This window comes from Proteiniborus sp. MB09-C3, from assembly GCF_030263895.1.
Classification (GTDB): domain Bacteria; phylum Bacillota; class Clostridia; order Tissierellales; family Proteiniboraceae; genus Proteiniborus.
The window spans coordinates 504,133-521,353 of record NZ_CP127161.1 but is presented as its reverse complement, the minus strand read 5'-3'; the positions used below and the strand labels follow the sequence as shown (position 1 = coordinate 521,353).

Here is a 17,221-nt window from a genome sequence, read left to right as displayed (position 1 = left end):
GTTACCATTTATATTATAAACTTTTTACATATAAAAATCAAATATTTGAAATGAGGCAGTGGTTTTTTCTTGATTTATGTTATTTTATACTAAAGTATACGAATTAAACTATAAATCAGTTTAGAACTTGTCAAAGAATATTAATTCTTCTGGTATTCCAAGCTTCTGTAAAACAGAAACTACTGTATCTATCATTGGAGGATTTCCACATAAGTAAGCTTCTTTATTATCTCCATCTTGTATATATTTTTCTAAGGCAGTATTAACTCTTCCCTTCTCACCTGTCCAGTTATGTTCTTCAGTAACCCTTGAAAGAGTAGGTATGAACTTAAAATCAAATAAAGCTTCTTCAAAATCCTTTAGTTCATTTAGTAAAAATAAATCATCTGGTGTCTTAGCACCAAAATAAAATGTAGATTTCCTACTTATATTATTTTCTTTTAGATAATAGAGTATAGAAAGTATGGGAGCCATACCTGTGCCTACTGCCACCATTATTATTTCTCTGCTGCTATCCTCTTGGAAACAAAAATCTCCATATGGTCCATTAAGGTAAACTGTATCACCTTCTTTTAGAAGCTTATGTACATAGGTAGTTACTTTTCCATTGGGAACATATCCAATTATTAAGTCTATATAATTTTTATGAGATGGAGATGAGGCTATAGAATAGGCTCTATAGACTTCTTCATCATTTCCCTTATACAATGGTGCCTTTAACTGTATATATTGCCCTGGCTTAAAGTTAATTCCCTCTCCATCCTTAAGTCTTAGCCTTATTTTTTTGATTACCGATGTCATGTCTTCAATTGACTCTACTATAGCTTCATATTCTTTTACATTAAATAATTCTTCTGAAATCTGAATTTTTAATTCTTGCTTAACCTTACATTGACATGAAAGTCTTACATTTTGCTTAAGCTCATCTTCTGTAAGAAATGGGATTTCAGTAGGGAGAACTGGACCTCCTCCTTCAAGGACTTTTACCTTACAATAACCACAGGTCCCCTTTCCACCACATGCAGAAGGTATAAAAATCTGCTCACTCATTAAAGATGATAATAGTGAAGAGCCACCATCAACTATGCATTCCTTATCCTCATTTATAGTGATTTTAATCTCTCCATAATTATTAATAGTACGATCAGCAAGGGTCAGTAAAAATGCAAGTATCCCAGTAATAGATGTAATTGTTATAGTAGTGATTAATATTGTGCCCATATTAGACCCCCTATTGAATCTGTACTATGCCTGAAAAGCCTACAAAAGCTAATGCCATCAGACCTATTACTATTATAGTTATTCCGGGCCCTTCTAATCCTTTAGGAACACTTGCTCTTTTAAGTCTTTGCTTAATACCAGCCAGAGCAACTATAGCTATAGTCCATCCCATGCCTGAGCCTAAACTAAATCCAATTGATTGCAGCAAAGTATATTCACGTATTACCATAAAGAGTGAGACCCCTAGTATAGCACAGTTAACTGTAATCAATGGTAAAAATATCCCCAATGCATAATATAAATTTGGAAGATATCTTTCAACTATCATTTCAACTAACTGTACAAAGGCTGCTATAGTTATTATAAAAACTATAAACCTCAGATATTCTAAATTCAATGGCACTAGAACATTATAGTAAATGAAATAGTTTAATATAGTAGTAAATGTTAGTACAAATGTAACTGCTTCTCCAAGCCCTAACGAGGTTTTTATATCACTAGATACTGCTATAAATGAACACATTCCTAGAAAATTACTTAGTATCATGTTATTTGTAAAAATTGATGCAATGAAAATTACAAAAGGATTAAGTTCTATCATGCCTTAACTGCCTCCTTTTCTTTTTCTTTGTCTTCTGAAGAAATACTTCTCGCTATCCATATAACTACTGCTAACACAAAGAAAGCTCCTGGTGGCATTATCATTATTGTCCAATTAGTCCACCAATCTCCCAGTACCTTTACACCAAATATAGTTCCAAAGCCTAAAAGTTCTCTAACAAAGGCTATGGTTAAAAGAACTAATGTATATCCTGCTCCTGATGCAATTCCATCAAGAAAAGAACTTAGTGGAGGATTTTTTTGTGCATATGCTTCACAACGTCCCATTATTATACAATTTGTTATTATAAGTCCAACATATGGACCTAAAGCCTTACTCATTTCAGGGTAATAAGCTTTTAAGAAAATATCTACTATAATTACAAATACAGAAATTATTAAGACTTGAACCATCATACGTATATGTTTGGGTGTAATGGTTCTAATAATTGAAATAGTAAGCTCAGAAAATGCTGTGACAAATATTAGACCAAGTCCCATTATGAGGGAGTTAAGCATAAGGTTTGTAACTGCTAAAGCAGAGCATATGCCTATAATCTGTCTAAATACTGGATTGTCCTTCCACAATCCCAGTATAAAAATCTTTTTTGGACTATCTCCAGCCATTTATCTTCCCCCTTTATTTTCTTTTATAAACCTGTATATATCTTGGTTCATAAAGTTGCTTACAGATTTAGAAGTTAAAGTAGCACCTGCTATAGCATCTACATTTCCTCCTGGTGAAGGCTTGTAGATTATATAGTTCCCACCATTTTCTTCAGTTAATTTTAATCCCCTAAACTGCTCTTTGAACCAATCTTCAGAAATTCTACCTCCTAAGCCAGGAGTTTCACTATGGGATACAAAATCAATTCCTAATAATTCGCTAAAGTCTTCAGATATGGCAGCAAATCCCTCGACAGTTCCCCAAAGACCTGTTCCTACTATGGGAAATGCATAGCCTATAATATTTTCATCTTCTTTTGCTATATAAACTTTTTTTTCATTAATTGCTTCTTCACTGATATATTTATTGAAAACTTCTTCTACTACTTTAGATTCTTGAGAAGGTGTTTCTATATTGAAAACATATAAAAGCGTTCTTCTTAATTCTGTTTCTTGATTAAATGCAATCACATCGGCAGTACTATAGTTAAGAAATGCAAGTATAGCTGTAAAAAAAGCTGTAATTAATGCCATAAATAATATTGGAAAAATGAAAGATTTTTTCATACTGCCACCTCTTTTCTTTTTGTCTTAGATGCTTTTCTTGACTTTTTATAATAATTAACTCCCTCATCAATTATCGGTGCAAAAGTATTTCCAATTAGTATTGCAAACATCATTCCACCTGCAAATAGTGCATATCCCCGTATTATTACTGTTACAATTCCTATTAGGATTCCATATATCCATTTTCCTCCCTTAGTTTTTGGTGAAGAAACTGGATCTGTTGCCATGAAAACTGTTCCAAATAAAAAACCTCCTGACAAAATACCAAAGATAGGATTAGGGATTTGAGTAAAACCTAAGAAGTACAATATACTACTAAGACCTGTAAAACCAATTAACACACCTGTCATAGTTTCCCAAGATGCTGCTTTTTTATAAATTAAATATATACCTGCTAGAATTATTAGAGCTGCACTTGTTTCTCCGATGGAGCCTGAAACGTTTCCTAAAAATAAGTTTAAAGATGAAATCTTTTCGCCCGTTTCACGGAATATGAGCATTGGTGTGGCTTGTGAAATGGCATCGATATTCTCTGTAAGGTATGTAGTAAATCCACCTGGAAAGCCTAAAGCTGATTTTGACCATTGTATTGTCAATTGTTCAGGAAAGGATACATAGATAAATGCTCTTGCTACTAAGGCAGGATTAAAAATATTCTTTCCAAATCCTCCGAATACTTCTTTCCCAAAAACAACTCCAAATATAATACCTATAGCTGCTATCCAAAATGGTGTTCGTGCTGGAAGGGTAAGTGTATAAAGTATGCATGTTACAAAAATTGCTTCTGAAACCTTCTTTCCATACTTTTTCTCAAAAATCCACTCTGTAGCTACTCCAAAAAGTGTTACCCACAAAAGAAGAATAAAGGATCTCCAGCCAAAAAAGTATATTGATGATAATATTACAGGAATTAGAGATAGGATTACTGCTCTCATAATCTTTTGTGGAGTGAAATATTTTTTAGTATTGATTAATGACAAAAAATCACCCCCATGGTTTGTTTAAAATTCTATTATTATCGTTATATAATATAGATAATCTAATTTAATTGATTTATTCCCAAAATTGACCATGGAAAACAAAATTAAATGAATTTCTAGAATAAAAAAACTGCCTGTATTTAATATGTTTCACTTGACAGAAATCATATCATATTCTTACAGACAGTCTTTTTTATATCATTATTTCTTTTTCAGCAGTAATTCGGCATGCCACAGGCAGTTGACTCTCACTGTAATATCGGTAGCTGATAAACTTATCAATATTCTCTGATATTAGCAGTCCTATTTCGTCATAATGCCTACACATCAAGATTTCTAACATACCTTGCATTTTCTTCTATAAAATCTCTTCTAGGTTTTACCTTATCTCCCATAAGAGTTGTAAATATCTCATCTGCCGCAACAGCATCCTCTATATTTACTTGCAGCATTATTCTCGTATCTGGGTTCATGGTTGTATCCCAAAGCTGATCAGGGTTCATTTCTCCAAGACCTTTATATCTTTGAATAGTATATCCTGTTCTTCCTATTTCATTTAGAACATTTTCTAATTCTCTATCGTTATAAGCATATCTTTCAACCTTACCTTTTTTTACTTTGTATAATGGTGGCTGAGCTATGAATATATTTCCATTATCAACTAGAGGCCTCATATATCTATAAAAGAATGTTAGTAGTAGAGTCCTTATATGAGCACCATCAACGTCGGCATCTGTCATGATAACTATTCTTCCATACCTTAGTTTCGATATATCAAAATCTTCTCCTATACCACATCCAAAGGCTGTTATCATGGCCTTTATTTCATCAGAGCTTAACATTCTGTCAAGTCTTGCCTTCTCTACATTCATTATTTTACCCTTTAAAGGAAGTATGGCCTGAGTTTTTCTGTCACGACCTTGTTTTGCTGATCCTCCCGCAGAATCACCCTCGACTAAATACACTTCACATTTACTTGGGTCTTGTTCTGAGCAATCTGCCAGTTTTCCTGGAAGAGCTGAACTTTCTAAGACATTTTTTCTTCTAGTAAGTTCCCTTGCTTTCCTAGCAGCTTCTCTAGCTCTTTGGGCTCTCAGAGATTTTTCAATAATATTTTTTGCATCTTTTGGATTTTCTTCTAAAAATGCATTTAAATATTCTGCTACTAAGCTATCCACTATTCCTCTAATTTCACTATTTCCAAGCTTAGTCTTAGTTTGACCCTCAAATTGAGGATCTGTTAATTTTACTGAAAGTACTGCTGTCAGTCCTTCTCTTACGTCCTCTCCAGAAAGGTTTTCTTCTTTTTCCTTAATTATATTATATTTTCTTGAGTAATCATTCATTATTCTAGTAATAGCTGATCTAAATCCACTTAAGTGAGTACCACCCTCATGTGTATTTATATTATTTGCATAACTGAATACATTTTCATTATAGTCATCTGTATACTGCATAGCTACTTCTATAGCACAACCGTCTTTTTCTCCCTCAAAATAAATAATTTTATCATGTACAGGATCTCTGTTTTTATTTAAATATTCAACAAAGGAATTAATACCACCTTCATAGTGAAACTCCTTTTTCTTTTCTGCTCTTTCATCTTCAAATATTATTTTTATACCTTTATTCAAAAATGCTAATTCTCTTAGCCTATATTCTAATGTTTCATATTTAAAATTAGTATCTTCAAATATTAAGGCATCCGGTTTAAAAGTAATAATTGTTCCAGAATCCTCTGCACTTCCAACTACATTAAGTTCAGTTACCGCTACTCCTCTCTCGAATCTCTGCATATATTCCTTGCCATCTCTTTTAACTCTAGCTTCAAGCCATTCTGAAAGAGCGTTAACAACAGATACACCTACACCATGTAGTCCACCTGATACTTTATAAGCATTGCTATCAAACTTTCCCCCAGCATGTAAAACTGTTAATACAGTTTCAACAGTTGACTTTCCTGTCTTAGGATGTGTCTCTACTGGTATACCCATTCCGTTGTCTACAACAGTAACTGATCCATCATTACTTATTTTAACTCCAATCACATCACATCTTCCTGCTAATGCCTCATCTATACTATTGTCCACAACCTCATATACAAGATGATGTAATCCTCTTGGACCTGTAGTTCCTATATACATTCCAGGTCTTAGTCTAACAGCCTCTAAACCTTCTAGAACTCTAATCTGTTCAACTCCGTAATTAGTATTATTTTGATTATCGTGCATTGACTTTCCCCCGATCTATAGTATTTTTTATTTAGTCTTATGGCTAGTTTTCCTAAAATCACTCTATATTATCAATAAAGCCTGCTCTTTTCAAGAGAGTCGTTGATGAAATATTAGAACTATATATTATGCTTTGTCTAATCTCTGATAAATTTTCTTTGTCTTTCTCTACTTTTTCAGTAATAATATAAGATTTAATATTATCCTCGGCCACATCGAAAATAAATCCTTCTTCCTCTGCAACCTTCAGAAAATTTTTTGTATCCTCTGATTTTAATGCTGAATCGGCATCTATTATAGCTATAAGCTCCTTAATTGGTATTACTAAATTTTTTCCTACATGAAGAAACACCTATATTTCCTCCCCCACAATCACTTTCCCTTGTTTAATAAAAAAAACTCTTTTTTCTATTTCATTTAATTCTACTAAATCTATGTCATCCGTCGAAGTAATTATAGTCTGAATATCTTTAAAGGTAGAGACTAAGTATTTTCTTCTATTTATATCAAGCTCAGAAAATACATCATCTAATAATAGAACTGGATATTCTCCTATTTCTGATTTTATTAACTCCACTTCTGCCAGCTTTAAAGATAAAGCTGCTGTCCTTTGCTGACCTTGTGAACCAAAGGTTCTTGCAGATACTCCATTTATTATTATGTCCAAATCATCTCTGTGAGGTCCAAATTCAGTATTGCCTTTTTGAATATCTTTTTCAATATTTTTTTCAAGTATATTTTTTAGTCTTAGCTGTATATCATATTTATTTAAGCTATCTATCTGAAACGACAATAAATATTCAAGCTTTAGTTCCTCTAATCCTCCAGTTAATTTATTATGAATACCTTTTGATATTATAGCAAGCTTTTCTATGAATTTTATTCTTTCAACTATGATGTCAGCTCCAGCTTGAGAAAGCTGAGTATCCCATACATCAAATAAACTATAGCTATTTTGATGGGACCGACTTTTTAGTAGATTATTTCTTTGCATGAGTATTTTATTATATCTAGCTAAGTTATATTTATACTTAGGTTTTATTTGAGATATTTCTTCATCTAAAAAATTTCTTCTTTCACTAGGCCCTTCTTTTACCAATTTTAAATCTTCTGGTGAAAATACAACTACATTTAATATACCTAAAAGCTCTGAGATTTTTTCTAGCTCAACCTTATTTACTCTTACTCGTTTTTTTGTATCCTTTTCAAACTTTATCTCTATATATTTGTTAAAGTGTTCTTTTTCAATATCTAAACCTATATAAGCCTTAGTTTTAAATAGATTAATTAGTTCTCTATCTTTACTTGTCCTATATGATTTTCCATTTGAACATATATATATAGATTCAAGTAAATTGGTTTTACCCTGTGCATTATCACCAACAAAAATATTCAATGTCTTATTTAGCTCCATATCTAAATTCATGTAATTTCTGAAATTTATGAGCTTTATTTTTTTTACGTACACATAAAGCACTCCCTAAGACTTAATATCTATCTTATATATTATATCATTTTTTTACAATACTAGAAATAACACTATAAAAAATTAGTCTAATGGACTAGTTATTTAACAGTATAGGCTTCTTCTCCAGAAACCTCTACTATGTCTCCAACCCTAATTTTTTTCCCTCTTTCGAGTGCTACCTCACCATTAACTTTGACTTCACCATTTTTAATTATTTCCTTACTATGTCCGCCAGTTTCTGCTATACCAACGTATTTTAAAAATTGATCAAGCTTTATAAATTCTGTACTTATGGATATTTCCTTCATTTCATTAAACTCCTCTCTAAATTTAATAGACACCTATAAAAATAGGTGTCTTATATCTAGTCTTCAGCTGCAAGTCTTACAGGTAATACTAAGTAGGTATAACTGCTATCTTCTGCTGGTCTTATTATACAAGGATTAATATTCGAAGTCATGTACATAACTATTTCTTCGCTATCAATAGCCTTTATACCTTCTAATATATACTTGGAATTAAAGGCTATTTTTATGTCATTTCCTTCTAACACTATAGGTAATTCCTCAAATACATTACCTATTTCTGAATTAGATGTTATTATGAGCCTATCGTCTGAAATATCAAGCTTCACTAGATTATTCTTTCCTTCTCTCGCAAGTAATGAAGCTCTTTCTAGACATTCCTGAAGATCTCTAGTTTTAACTTTAATCTTCAATTTATATTCATTTCTTATTATATCATTATAATTTAAAAATTGCCCTTCTAATAACCTAGACGTAATTATAGTGTCTCCAAAATTAAATATTACATTACCTGTAGTACAGCTTATCTTCACTTCAGCATCATCGTCTTCAAGTATTTTATTTACTTCATTTAAGGTTTTTGCAGGAATTACGACCTTAATATTTTCATCTACATTTACAGATACATTTTTAACAGCTAGCCTGTAGCCATCGATAGCAACTAAAGAAGCATTATTATCACTAGTTTCAAATAAAGCTCCTGTTAGTATTGGTCTAGTTTCATCCTGAGCAGCAGCAAAAATTGTTTGTCTAATCATAGATTTTAATAAATCCTTTGGTATTTCAAAATAGCTGCTTTCATATATTTCTGGTAATTGTGGATAATCTGTAGCTGATAATCCTATAAGATTAAATTTAGAATTTCCACAGTCAATGTGTATATTATTATTACCATCTACATATATATCTATAGGTAAATCCGGTAATTTCCTGACTATATCTCCAAAAATCCTTGATGTTATTACTATAGAGCCTTCTTCAATTATATCACAATCTATAGATGATTTTATTCCTATTTCTAGATCTGTTCCAGTAAGCTTAAGTTTACCTTCTTCTGCTTCTAACAAAATACCACTAAGTATAGGTAATGTAGACTTTGAAGATATACCTTTTTGTACTACATTTATACACTTAGATAAATCTTTTTGCTGTATACGAAATTTCATAATTGTGGATAACCTCCTTTTATGTAATATGAGATATATAAATATAAATACATTAGTAGTAATAGTAATAGGGGCAGTTGATATGTGGATAAGTGGAAAAGTACTTAAAATACTCGTGAAACAAGCTGTTGATAGTTTGTTAGCAAGTACACTGATTTTATCCACATATTTAACTTTAAATAAACAATTTATATTTATATTATTTCTTATCAACATGATATAAACAAGTTACTAACATTTAGTTGTTGACTAATTACCTTTGATTTCTTCAATTATATTATTTATTCTTTGCTTTAAATCAATATTATTTTCAATATCTGAAGTTATTTTTTCATAAGCATGGATTACAGTTGTATGATCTCTTCCACCAAATTCCTCACCAATTTTAGGAAGTGATAAATCAGTAAGCTCTCTACATATATACATGGCTATTTGTCTAGGATAGGATATTGATCTTGTCCTTCTTTTAGAACTGAAATCTTCAACCTTTACATTTAGATTTTTAGCAGTTATTTCTTTTATTAGCTTAGCAGTTATTTCTTTAGGCCTTGTATTAGATATAATATCCTTTAGTGCTTCACTGGCTAACTCTAATGTTATTTCTTTATTTGTCAATGATGAATAAGCTACTATTCTAATCAATGCTCCTTCTAGCTCTCTGATATTTGATTGAATTTTTGTAGCAATATATTGTGTAACATCATTTGGCACTTCTATGTTTTCTACCTTTGCTTTTTTTCTTAAAATAGCAATTCTAGTTTCAAGATCAGGCGGTTGAATATCTGCTGTAAGTCCCCATTCAAATCTGGAGCGAAGCCTATCCTCTAATGTTGCTATTTCCTTAGGCGGCCTATCACTTGATATGATTATTTGCTTGTTTGAAGCATGTAGCTCGTTGAAGGTATGGAAAAACTCTTCTTCCGTCCTTTCCTTTCCTGCAATAAACTGAATATCATCTATTAGCAGAACATCCACATTTCTATACTTATTTCTGAATTCCACATTTCTATCATCTCTTATTGAATTTATTAGTTCATTAGTAAACTTTTCAGATGATACATATATGACACTTGCCTTTGGATTTTGATTAAGGATATAGTGGCTTATTGCATGCATAAGATGGGTTTTACCCAATCCAACCCCCCCATATATAAATAAGGGATTATATGCCTTAGCAGGAGCTTCTGCTACTGCTAAAGATGCAGCATGTGCAAACCTATTGCTATTTCCTATTACAAATGTGTCGAAAACATATTTAGGATTTAGTTGGGACCTAGAGGAGTTATTTTCAACTATTTCATTGACAATAGTTTGTCCAATGTCATTAGATATGTCTTCTCCTGGAATGAGAAATTTAATATCAAAATCAATGTTTGATATTTGTTTTATTGCATTTTTAATTAGTGTAAGATATCTAGCTTCAAGAATGCCTTTAGTAAATTCATTTGGAGCTCCAAGCAATATACAGTTATCATTTATTGTTATGGGCTCAATTGTTTTAAGCCAAGTATTGAAACTGACTTCTGTTAATTCATTTTTAATGAGCTTTAAAGCATTGCCCCAAACTTCTTCCAATTTAACACTCATTTTTTCCCCTCCTATTCATAACAGATTATTGTCAGATAAAATGTTTTTTATAACATTAACATGTGAATGTATGTAGTATTTATAAAAATATCAACAATATTATCCACAAAGTGCTGAAAAATAAAATAGATTAAATGAATAATAATTATCAACATGGAAATTATAAAAAATGTGAATACTGTGTTAATAACAGCAAAAAAGACACAAAAAATACAATAAAATATATGGTTATTAACATATTTTATTTATTGTATATGTGGATAATAAAATAGGAAATATCAATATTATAAGGTTAACAATTTACAAACAAGAAAAAGTTATACACAAGTTTATCCACAGACTGTTAATAAGTAATTGAATTGTTTATAAATAATCCACATTTTTATTTATAATAACAAAAATAATTAGAATTATCAACAACAATATTAAGATATCCACAGATATAACAAGCTGTGGAATTGTATTATCAACAGGTTTTATAATTTTAATAGATAAAAATTAAACGGAAAATGGTGTAGAATATTACGAGGATATGGATTTATATTGCTTATTATATGAAGTTTTTGATGTGATTGTAAAAATATTTATAATTCTTGACATTAAGTTTATATGCTAATATAATCATATAGTAGTGTCTGTATTTTCCGGTATATAAATGAAAATTCAGCAATTTTATATAAGTGGTAATATTTGAAGGGGGTGTTAGTATGAAAATGACTTATCAACCAAAGAAAAGACAAAGAAGCAAAGAACATGGTTTTAGAAAAAGAATGAGTACAAAATCAGGTAGAGAAGTATTGAGAAGACGTAGAAAAAAAGGTAGAAAAAGATTGTCAGCATAAGGCCGCATTATGTGGCCTTTTTATTCAATTTAAAGGAAATCTCTAAGGAGCTATTTTTATGGAAAAAAAACTAAGGTTAAAGAGTAACAGAGATTTTAGAAAAACTTATGATAAAGGGAAATCCTTTGCAAATAAATATTTAGTAATTTTTTTTGTTAAAAATGGACTAGACAATAATAGAATTGGAGTGGCTGTTACTAAAAAGATTGGAAAAAGTGTAGTCAGAAACAAGATTAGGAGAAGAATTAGAGAAGCCTATAGATTGAATAATTGTAGAGTAAAGCAAGGATATGATATAGTTTTCTTATCGAGGATTGGTGCAAAAGAAGTTGGATATAAGGAATTGGAAAGTGCTGTTTTACATCTGCTTAAATTAGCAGGACTTATTAAAAAATAAGGTGAATGAATATGAGTAGGCTGGCCATATTTTTAATAAAGCTGTATCAAAGGGGAATATCTCCTTTGAAGCCTAGAACCTGTAGATTCTATCCCACTTGTTCGGAATATTCGATACAAGCCTTAAGAAAGTATGGTTTTTTTAAAGGTGGCTATAAAAGTATTAAAAGGATATTAAGATGCAATCCATTTAACCCTGGGGGATATGATCCTCTAGAGTAAGAAGGGGGTTATTTAATGATAGATATATTTGCAAAGCCCTTGGGGGTTTTATTGAAATTCGTTTATGATGCATTGATAGGTTTTGGTTTAGATTTTAAGACTTTGTCGGCATACTCCTTAGCAATAATCATTACTACAATATTGTTTAAATTTTTATTGCTGCCGCTTACACTTAAGCAAATGAAGTCTATGAAGAATATGCAAGAGATTCAACCTAAGATTCAAGAATTAAATAAAAAATATAAAAATGATCCGCAGACTCTAAATCAAAAAACCATGGAGCTTTATAAGGAGCATAAGGTAAATCCTTTTGGTGGATGCTTTCCACTATTAATTCAATTTCCAATTATTATAGCTTACTTTAGAGTAATGCAGTTTCCTGTACCTTATGTATTTAGTGATCAGGCAGTATATGATGGCATATTGAAGAGCTTTTTATGGATTAAAGATATTGGACTTGCACCAAGTGTGATGATTGATGGTGTAATGAATGGTGTAAGTATAGCTGGATTTAATATACCTATACTTGCTATACTAGCTGCTATTACAACGTATTTTCAAAGTAAAATGATGATGGCTGCTCAACCTGCAGCTGCAGACGGGCAAGCAAATTCTACACAAGCTACTATGAATATAGTGATGCCGATTTTTATACTATGGATGGGATCCAAATATGCTGCTGGACTTACTCTATATTGGACTGTAAGCAACATATTCCAAATAGTACAGCAATATTTTACTAATAGGTCCATAGGTAAAATCAAGGAGGAATTAAAGTAATATGAAATCTGTGGTGAAAACAGCAAAGACAGTAGAAGAAGCCATAAGTTTAGCGTTATTAGACCTTAATACTGTAAAAGAGGATGTTATTGTTGAAGTTTTAGAGGAACCAAGTAAGGGTTTATTCGGTTTTATAGGTACAAAAGAAGCTAAGGTTAAAGTTACAATTACTAATGATCCTATTTCTTTAGCTGAGAACTTTTTACATTCATTATTAGAGAAAATGAATATAGTAGCTACCGTAGCCGTAGAAAAAAAAGAATTTGATCTATTGGTAGATATCAAAAATATATCTAATTCCGACATGGGAATACTTATTGGGAAAAGAGGAAATACCTTAGATTCGTTACAATACCTTTTAAGTCTTGTTGTAAACAAAAATAGAGAAAAATATTTAAGAGTTTTAGTTGATATACAAAATTATAGGGCAAAACGTGAGGAAACGTTAAAAAGGCTGGCTTTTAAAATGGCTGATAAGGCAAAGACCTTTAGGAGAACTGTAAAGCTTGAACCAATGAATCCTTATGAAAGAAGAGTTATTCACTCTGCCCTTCAAAACAGCTCTAATATAAGGACTTATAGTGAAGGGGAAGAACCATATAGAAGAGTTGTAATAGAATTTAAGCATTAAATTAAAACCCAGTATAAAAATACTGGGTTTTATGTTATGTAGTTGCTTTTTTTGGTATACTAATAATGCATAAATTAATATAGATATGATTTACGTAAATTTAGCGAGGTGATAAGCTTGGATTTTGATACAATCGCTGCAATATCTACTGCACCGGGAGAGGCAGGAATAGGAATAATAAGAATAAGTGGAAAAAATGCTATTGATGTCGGAGATAAAATATTTAAGAATAAAAAACAATTTAGCCTTAAAGAGTGCGAGGAAAGGAAGCTTAACTATGGCTATGTTTTTAACCCTAAGGACGGAAAAAAAATAGATGAAGTATTAATGGTATACATTAAGGCTCCTTACACATATACAAAAGAAGATATAGTTGAAGTAAATTGTCATGGAGGCATTATTCCTGTTAGAAGAGTATTAGAAGTAGTATTGGAAAACGGTGCTAGACTTGCAGAAAGAGGAGAATTTACTAAGAGAGCTTTTTTAAATGGCAGAATTGATCTCTCTCAAGCAGAGGCAGTAATGGATCTTATTAGTGCCAAAACAGACACAAGCTTTGATGTTTCTTTAAATCAGCTTGAGGGAAGTATTTCAAATGAGGTTAAAAAGCTTCGAAATGTTCTTTTAGGAATGCTTGCACATGTAGAGGCATCAATAGATTTTCCAGAAGATGATGTAGAAGACTTGACATATAATAGTCTGCAAGAACAGGGAAATTTTGTGTTAGGAAAGATAGGTAAGCTTTTAGATACTGTATATACAGGAAAGATACTCAGAGAAGGGTTGAGGACAGTAATATTAGGCAAGCCTAATGTGGGAAAATCCTCTTTATTAAATGCTATTTTAAGAGAAAATAGGGCAATAGTAACTGATATTCCTGGAACCACGAGAGATATTATTGAAGAATATGTTAATATAAAGGGAATTCCTTTGAAGATAGTAGATACGGCTGGGATAAGGGAAACGGAAGACATAGTAGAAAAATTAGGAGTAGATAGAGCTAAAGAATTTTTAAATCAAGCAGATTTGGTAATAGCCGTGTTTGATACATCTGAGGAACTTTCTAAGGAAGATTATGATATTATCAATTTGATTAAAGATAAGAAAGCCATAGTATTATTAAATAAATCAGACTTACCAAGCAGAATAGATGAAGAGGATATTAAAAAGCATTTACCAGATAAGAGAATTATTAATACATCTATTTCAAAAAATGAAGGCATTGATAAGTTAGAAGAGATACTAGAAGATATGTTTTTATCCTCTGAAGTTAAAATAAGCGACAATACTATAGTAACAAATGTAAGACATAGAGATCAGCTTCTAAAAGCAAAGGATAATATTGAAGATGCGCTTCAATCCTTAGATTTAAGCATGCCTTTAGATTGTATAGAGGTAGATATAAAAAATTGTTGGGAAAACCTTGGCGAAATAACCGGCGATACAGTTGGAGAGGATATTATTGATAAAATATTTTCAGAATTTTGTATAGGAAAGTAATTGTGCTAGGCTACTATGCTTAGAGTTTGTAAGCTTCCTTTGGGCTGAACTCACTTTCCTGACAGACTTTTAAGGCTTTGACCAAATGCAATTTTATATTAACTAGTAAAGCAAGAAAAAAATGAAGTAAATCATATGTAGGAGGAATCCTTTTCATGAAAAGTGATTATCAATATTTTGCAGGAAAATACGATGTAATAGTTATAGGTGCTGGGCATGCAGGATGTGAAGCAGCTTTAGCTACAGCAAGACTCGGGAAAAAAACTTTACTTCTTTCTTTAAGCCTAGATGCTATTGCATTGCTTGCATGTAACCCTAATATTGGGGGAACAGGTAAGGGACATTTAGTAAGAGAAGTGGATGCTCTAGGCGGAGAGATGGGAAAGGTTATTGACAAATCTGTTATACAGATGAAGATGCTCAATGCCTCTAAAGGACCTGCTGTACATTCTTTAAGAGGGCAAACTGATAAAAAAGAGTATCAGTCTATAATGAAATATGCATTAGAAAAACAAGAGAACTTAGATTTAAAACAGGGAGAAGTATTTGATATTTTTGTTGAAAACAATAAGATAAAGGGAATATTGACAAATACGGGTGCAGTATATAATTCAGATATAATTATAGTTTGTTCTGGAACATATTTAAGGGGAAGAATATATATAGGGGAAGTAAATTTTGAAAGCGGCCCCTATGGCCTTTATCCAGCCAATAGACTATCACATTGCTTAAAAGATTTAGGCTTTAATATGAGAAGATTTAAAACTGGTACTCCTGCTAGAGTACATAGAGATACTATAGATTTTAGTAAAATGGAAATACAGCCTGGAGATGAAGAATTAATTCCATTTTCATTTATGACTGATAAGTTGGAAATAAATCAAGTACCCTGTTATTTAACTTATACTACTGAAGAAACCCATAAAATTATTAGGGATAATATAGATAGATCTCCTATGTATGCTGGAGTTATGGAAAGTGTTGGACCTAGATATTGTCCGTCTATAGAGGATAAGGTCATGAGATTTGCAGATAAGACTAAGCATCAAGTTTTTATTGAGCCTGAAGGCCTAGATACTTGTGAAATGTATGTTCAGGGAATGTCTACAACATTGCCCGAAGAAATTCAAATTAAAATGCTTAGAACAATACCTGGGCTAGAGAATGCTAAGATAATGAGAACAGCCTATGCAATAGAGTATGATTGTATAGATGCTACACAGTTAAAAAGATCTTTAGAGCATAAGGAAATAGAAAATCTCTTTTTTGCAGGCCAAATAAATGGAACCTCAGGTTATGAGGAAGCTGCAGCTCAAGGAATAATGGCTGGAATCAACGCTGTACTTAAACTTAAAGGAGAAGATCCACTAATTCTCGATAGATCAGAAGCATATATAGGAGTTTTAATAGATGATATAGTTACTAAGGAAATTTATGAGCCCTATAGGATGATGACATCAAGAGCTGAGTACAGACTTACTTTAAGACAAGATAATGCAGATTTAAGGTTAACTAAAAAAGGCTATGATATAGGCCTTGTATCAGAAGATAGGTATAATAGAATGCTAAATAAAAAAAGTCAGATGGAAGCGGAGTTAAATAGACTTAAGGATAAGGTATTGACTCCTACAAAGGAGGTTAATGCTTTTTTAAGCAGCTTAAATTCTGCACCTCTTAAAACTCCTACTTCTTTCTATGATCTTATAAGAAGACCTGAAATAACTTATGATTCTTTAAACGATATAGATATGGATAGACCGGATTTAACTAGAGAGATTAGAATACAAGTAGAGACTGAAATTAAATATGAAGGATATATTGAAAAACAAATGAGGCAGATAGAGCAATTCAAGAAGCTTGAAGGGAAAAAGCTTTCTAATGATATTGATTATACTCAGATAAAAGGTTTAAGGCTTGAGGCAAGGCAAAAACTTAATTCTATGAAGCCTGAATCCGTTGGTCAGGCTTCTAGAATTGCAGGAGTTAACCCTGCTGATATTAATGTACTTTTAATATATCTAGAGCAACAGAGAAGGATGAATAAGTGAGGCAGGAGTGA

18 protein-coding genes and 1 pseudogene are annotated in these 17,221 nt (G+C 31.6%); 7 read left to right on the top strand and 12 right to left on the bottom strand.

Features of this window, described 5'->3' with window-relative positions:
- Positions 1-120: 120 nt before the first annotated feature.
- The 12 genes and pseudogenes from QO263_RS02500 to dnaA all read right to left on the bottom strand — a co-directional run bounded on the left by QO263_RS02500 (position 121) and on the right by dnaA (position 10,791).
- A complete protein-coding gene (locus QO263_RS02500; protein WP_285626082.1) occupies positions 121-1,221 on the bottom strand; it encodes an NADH:ubiquinone reductase (Na(+)-transporting) subunit F in 1,101 nt (366 codons plus the stop codon).
- A gap of 10 nt (positions 1,222-1,231) precedes the next feature.
- On the bottom strand, positions 1,232-1,822 hold the full coding sequence (locus tag QO263_RS02495; protein WP_285626080.1) for an NADH:ubiquinone reductase (Na(+)-transporting) subunit E: 591 nt from the start codon (positions 1,820-1,822) through the stop codon (positions 1,232-1,234).
- Positions 1,819-2,448 carry an NADH:ubiquinone reductase (Na(+)-transporting) subunit D gene (locus QO263_RS02490; protein WP_285626077.1) on the bottom strand — a complete coding sequence of 210 codons (630 nt, stop codon included), beginning with the start codon at positions 2,446-2,448 and terminating at the stop codon, positions 1,819-1,821. Before QO263_RS02490 ends, QO263_RS02495 begins: the two co-directional genes overlap by 4 nt.
- Entirely contained in the window at positions 2,449-3,054 is a 606-nt protein-coding gene (locus QO263_RS02485; RefSeq protein WP_285626074.1) for an RnfABCDGE type electron transport complex subunit G, read from the bottom strand.
- On the bottom strand, positions 3,051-4,034 hold the full coding sequence (locus QO263_RS02480) for an RnfABCDGE type electron transport complex subunit D (protein WP_285626072.1): 984 nt from the start codon (positions 4,032-4,034) through the stop codon (positions 3,051-3,053). The genes QO263_RS02485 and QO263_RS02480 overlap by 4 nt, the downstream gene beginning before the upstream one ends.
- 202 nt (positions 4,035-4,236) lie before the next feature.
- A pseudogene (locus tag QO263_RS18955) lies at positions 4,237-4,386 on the bottom strand (MerR family transcriptional regulator); the annotation flags it as partial.
- Positions 4,355-6,265 carry a DNA topoisomerase (ATP-hydrolyzing) subunit B gene (gene gyrB, locus QO263_RS02475; RefSeq protein ID WP_285626069.1) on the bottom strand — a complete coding sequence of 637 codons (1,911 nt, stop codon included), beginning with the start codon at positions 6,263-6,265 and terminating at the stop codon, positions 4,355-4,357. The gene gyrB and the pseudogene QO263_RS18955, both read right to left, overlap by 32 nt.
- 58 nt (positions 6,266-6,323) lie before the next feature.
- Positions 6,324-6,617: an extracellular matrix regulator RemB gene (gene remB / locus QO263_RS02470; protein ID WP_285626067.1), complete on the bottom strand. Its 294-nt coding sequence runs from the start codon at positions 6,615-6,617 to the stop codon at positions 6,324-6,326.
- Complete coding sequence (gene recF, locus QO263_RS02465) at positions 6,618-7,733, bottom strand: DNA replication/repair protein RecF (protein ID WP_285626065.1); 1,116 nt, start codon at positions 7,731-7,733, stop codon at positions 6,618-6,620.
- Between the two features lie 98 nt (positions 7,734-7,831).
- Positions 7,832-8,041, bottom strand: a complete 210-nt coding sequence (locus tag QO263_RS02460; protein ID WP_285626062.1) for an RNA-binding S4 domain-containing protein — start codon at positions 8,039-8,041, stop codon at positions 7,832-7,834.
- Positions 8,042-8,097: 56 nt separating this feature from the next.
- Positions 8,098-9,204, bottom strand: a complete 1,107-nt coding sequence (gene dnaN / locus QO263_RS02455; RefSeq protein WP_285626059.1) for a DNA polymerase III subunit beta — start codon at positions 9,202-9,204, stop codon at positions 8,098-8,100.
- Between the two features lie 249 nt (positions 9,205-9,453).
- Positions 9,454-10,791 carry a chromosomal replication initiator protein DnaA gene (gene dnaA, locus QO263_RS02450; protein WP_285626057.1) on the bottom strand — a complete coding sequence of 446 codons (1,338 nt, stop codon included), beginning with the start codon at positions 10,789-10,791 and terminating at the stop codon, positions 9,454-9,456.
- Positions 10,792-11,498: 707 nt separating this feature from the next.
- On the opposite strand from dnaA, the gene rpmH reads away from it, so the two are divergent.
- From rpmH to mnmG, 7 genes are all read left to right on the top strand, one after another.
- On the top strand, positions 11,499-11,633 hold the full coding sequence (rpmH, locus tag QO263_RS02445) for a 50S ribosomal protein L34 (RefSeq protein ID WP_285626055.1): 135 nt from the start codon (positions 11,499-11,501) through the stop codon (positions 11,631-11,633).
- A 58-nt stretch (positions 11,634-11,691) separates the two neighbouring features.
- A complete protein-coding gene (gene rnpA / locus QO263_RS02440; protein WP_285626052.1) occupies positions 11,692-12,030 on the top strand; it encodes a ribonuclease P protein component in 339 nt (112 codons plus the stop codon).
- Between the two features lie 11 nt (positions 12,031-12,041).
- Positions 12,042-12,251 carry a membrane protein insertion efficiency factor YidD gene (yidD, locus tag QO263_RS02435; protein ID WP_285626047.1) on the top strand — a complete coding sequence of 70 codons (210 nt, stop codon included), beginning with the start codon at positions 12,042-12,044 and terminating at the stop codon, positions 12,249-12,251.
- A 15-nt stretch (positions 12,252-12,266) separates the two neighbouring features.
- Positions 12,267-13,031 (top strand): YidC/Oxa1 family membrane protein insertase, encoded by a 765-nt coding sequence (locus QO263_RS02430; protein ID WP_285626046.1) that lies wholly within the window; start codon positions 12,267-12,269, stop codon positions 13,029-13,031.
- 1 nt (position 13,032) lies between these two features.
- On the top strand, positions 13,033-13,662 hold the full coding sequence (gene jag, locus QO263_RS02425) for an RNA-binding cell elongation regulator Jag/EloR (protein WP_285626044.1): 630 nt from the start codon (positions 13,033-13,035) through the stop codon (positions 13,660-13,662).
- 117 nt (positions 13,663-13,779) lie between these two features.
- Positions 13,780-15,162, top strand: a complete 1,383-nt coding sequence (mnmE, locus tag QO263_RS02420; protein WP_352169254.1) for a tRNA uridine-5-carboxymethylaminomethyl(34) synthesis GTPase MnmE — start codon at positions 13,780-13,782, stop codon at positions 15,160-15,162.
- A 155-nt stretch (positions 15,163-15,317) separates the two neighbouring features.
- On the top strand, positions 15,318-17,210 hold the full coding sequence (gene mnmG / locus QO263_RS02415; RefSeq protein ID WP_285626041.1) for a tRNA uridine-5-carboxymethylaminomethyl(34) synthesis enzyme MnmG: 1,893 nt from the start codon (positions 15,318-15,320) through the stop codon (positions 17,208-17,210).
- Positions 17,211-17,221: the final 11 nt, after the last annotated feature.

Excerpts from the sequence above, each read along its gene's own strand:
- QO263_RS02500 (WP_285626082.1), bottom strand. The coding sequence starts at position 1,221 with ATGGGCACAATATTAATCACTACTATAACAATTACATCTATTACTGGG.
- QO263_RS02495 (WP_285626080.1), bottom strand. The coding sequence starts at position 1,822 with ATGATAGAACTTAATCCTTTTGTAATTTTCATTGCATCAATTTTTACA.
- QO263_RS02490 (WP_285626077.1), bottom strand. The coding sequence starts at position 2,448 with ATGGCTGGAGATAGTCCAAAAAAGATTTTTATACTGGGATTGTGGAAG.
- QO263_RS02485 (WP_285626074.1), bottom strand. The coding sequence starts at position 3,054 with ATGAAAAAATCTTTCATTTTTCCAATATTATTTATGGCATTAATTACA.
- gyrB (WP_285626069.1), bottom strand. The coding sequence starts at position 6,265 with ATGCACGATAATCAAAATAATACTAATTACGGAGTTGAACAGATTAGA.
- QO263_RS02460 (WP_285626062.1), bottom strand. The coding sequence starts at position 8,041 with ATGAAGGAAATATCCATAAGTACAGAATTTATAAAGCTTGATCAATTT.
- dnaN (WP_285626059.1), bottom strand. The coding sequence starts at position 9,204 with ATGAAATTTCGTATACAGCAAAAAGATTTATCTAAGTGTATAAATGTA.
- dnaA (WP_285626057.1), bottom strand. The coding sequence starts at position 10,791 with ATGAGTGTTAAATTGGAAGAAGTTTGGGGCAATGCTTTAAAGCTCATT.
- rpmH (WP_285626055.1), top strand. The coding sequence starts at position 11,499 with ATGAAAATGACTTATCAACCAAAGAAAAGACAAAGAAGCAAAGAACAT.
- rnpA (WP_285626052.1), top strand. The coding sequence starts at position 11,692 with ATGGAAAAAAAACTAAGGTTAAAGAGTAACAGAGATTTTAGAAAAACT.
- yidD (WP_285626047.1), top strand. The coding sequence starts at position 12,042 with ATGAGTAGGCTGGCCATATTTTTAATAAAGCTGTATCAAAGGGGAATA.
- QO263_RS02430 (WP_285626046.1), top strand. The coding sequence starts at position 12,267 with ATGATAGATATATTTGCAAAGCCCTTGGGGGTTTTATTGAAATTCGTT.
- jag (WP_285626044.1), top strand. The coding sequence starts at position 13,033 with ATGAAATCTGTGGTGAAAACAGCAAAGACAGTAGAAGAAGCCATAAGT.
- mnmG (WP_285626041.1), top strand. The coding sequence starts at position 15,318 with ATGAAAAGTGATTATCAATATTTTGCAGGAAAATACGATGTAATAGTT.